Genomic DNA, 2158 nt, shown 5'->3' with positions numbered 1-2158 from the left:
AGTAGGGAGTAGGGAATCGGGGAGAATTATCCCGGAAATCATTGTGTATTTTGATATATAGGTGGTACTGATCAGCAGCGACCGGAAAATGCGATGCGCGAGCATTGAGCAGCTACCCTCCGGAAGCGTCGGCTTTGCCGAAACGCTTCCGCGCTTATGCGATCACTTAATGGAAGGATTGATAGTTAGCTTCCTTAACTCCTAATTTGTTAACGCACTACTGCTCCTGATCTAACCAAACCGCCAAATCCGTTGCTGTCTTAAAATCCAACAACGCTTCACTCAATTCCTCCAATCGAGCAATGGATAATCCCTCAATCCGCTGTTGGAGCACAGGGTCAAGTAAACCTAACCTCAGGGTTAGCAAACGCATCACAATTAATACCGCTTCCTCCTGCTTGCCGCGCTGGCGTCCCTTTTGGATAATATCTTGATAGGTAACTGATTCTTCCATAATTTCCTCCCTCAACAATCGACGGACTAAATCTTTTTCAAACCGCAAACCAGCCAGTACATCCACACAGGCCGCTAGGGTTCGGAGTTGACCTTGTTCTTCAATTCTATCCACTTCCACAACCACTTGCTCTAACAATCGATTAGGGTTATTGCTCTTAGCTAAAGTTGCCAAGGGTAACAAAGCCCGATTGGCCAACAGTGGTTGAGGGTCTTGCTCCCACAGACGAATTACTCGATAACGGTGCCAGGTATTAATATCCCTAAACTCGTTATTGAATACCAGATCTGAGGTCGTAGACTTGAGAAAAATTACCACCTGTTCAATGGGACATCGGTACTTTCGTTGTAATCTGACCCAATAGTCCAACATCCGAAATGGTAATGGTGGCTCAGATGGGGGTAGGGTTTGAAATTCTAGGTGCAGAATTTGGTTTGTACTTTGGAGTAAACTCAGAGCATCAGCTTGAATTGGTTCAGCACTTAATTCCGTTTTAAGTACCTGAATATCATCAGGTGCCTCACCCAATACCCACTGAAAAAACTCTGATGGGTATTCTTCTGCTAAGTATTTAGCGATGCAGCGCGGTCTTGGGGGTTTCCCCCATGAGCGACTGCATCAAGACACAGATGTTATCGTAAGCCAAGGCAAATTGTTTAAATTTAAGACTATTTCAGATACTGTAGTGAATCTGAGCTAAAAAAGTGATCGCACCCGGATCTTGTTTATTGATTCAAGTTATGATAGACATTTTTAGTTTAGTTGTGAACATAGTCGCGCTTGGGAAAGGCAAGAGGCAAGAGGCAAAAGGCAAGAGCTGTCATCTTTGTCTTGATTTAGCGCACTTCTGATTTAGATAAGATCTAAAAAAGACCTGATGAGATCAGGTCTTTTCAAAATCATGTCTCTCAACTTAAGAGCACAATTAACCCCTTTTACCTTTTACCTTTTACCTTTTGCCTTTTGCCTTTTGCCTTGCTAAAAGGTTTTAGCTTAAAACTTATGCTCCCCTTACCAAATCCTCTACTGCTTCTATATCAGTCGGTAACTCAGCGGTCAATACCTCTGATCCTGTCTCGGTAATCAACACATCATCTTCAATCCGAATCCCGCGCACATCATCAAATTCTGCCAATCTATCCCAATCGACCATATCTTTGTAGGTTGACCGTCGCTCTGGGTCATTCAAAATCCCTGGAACTTGATAAAATCCTGGTTCAATTGTGACCAACATTCCTGGTTCCAACAGTCGGTCTAGTCGCAGGAAGCCCAAGCCAAAGCGATCGCTTCTTTCCCGTCCTGATGCATACCCTGCCAAATCCCCTAAATCTTCCATATCATGGACATCTAATCCCAGCACATGACCAACACCATGGGGAAAGAATAAAGCATGGGCATCCATTTCTACTAAATCCGAGATGTCTCCTCGCAGAATCCCCAAATCTATCAATCCTTCAGCCATCACCCCTGCTGCTGTCATATGAATCTCTCGATATTCCACCCCAGGGTAAAGATTCTTAATACAGAAATCATGGGCTTCTTTGACGACATTATATATATCCCGCTGAGTAGGGGAAAATTTACCAGTCACCGGCCAAGTACGGGTAATATCCGCCGCCCAACCCATAGGGGTTTCTGCTCCTACATCTGCCAGTAGTAACTCTCCCGGTTGCAGGGAATGGTGAGTATCACCATTCCCTGCAG

3 protein-coding genes are annotated in these 2158 nt (G+C 44.5%); 1 reads left to right on the top strand and 2 read right to left on the bottom strand.

Annotated elements, in window-relative coordinates:
• Positions 1-217 precede the first annotated feature (217 nt).
• A complete protein-coding gene (locus tag F6K52_RS35620; RefSeq protein WP_293089819.1) occupies positions 218-982 on the bottom strand; it encodes a DUF4351 domain-containing protein in 765 nt (254 codons plus the stop codon).
• A 49-nt stretch (positions 983-1031) separates the two neighbouring features.
• On the opposite strand from F6K52_RS35620, the gene F6K52_RS35615 reads away from it, so the two are divergent.
• The gene (locus F6K52_RS35615; protein ID WP_293089817.1) at positions 1032-1154 is read left to right on the top strand and encodes a hypothetical protein; all 123 of its coding nucleotides are present in this window, start codon (positions 1032-1034) and stop codon (positions 1152-1154) included.
• 300 nt (positions 1155-1454) lie between these two features.
• Here F6K52_RS35615 and F6K52_RS35610 read toward each other — a convergent pair.
• Positions 1455-2158: M24 family metallopeptidase (locus tag F6K52_RS35610; protein WP_293089815.1), on the bottom strand; the 704-nt coding region annotated here is incomplete at its 5' end.

Origin of the sequence: Moorena sp. SIO3H5, from assembly GCF_010692395.1 — a bacterium.
In the GTDB taxonomy this organism is placed as follows: domain Bacteria; phylum Cyanobacteriota; class Cyanobacteriia; order Cyanobacteriales; family Coleofasciculaceae; genus Moorena.
This window is presented reverse-complemented; position numbering and strand designations above follow the sequence as displayed.

Coding starts and splice junctions, on each gene's coding strand:
- F6K52_RS35615 (WP_293089817.1), top strand. CDS start 1,032: ATGCAGCGCGGTCTTGGGGGTTTCCCCCATGAGCGACTGCATCAAGAC.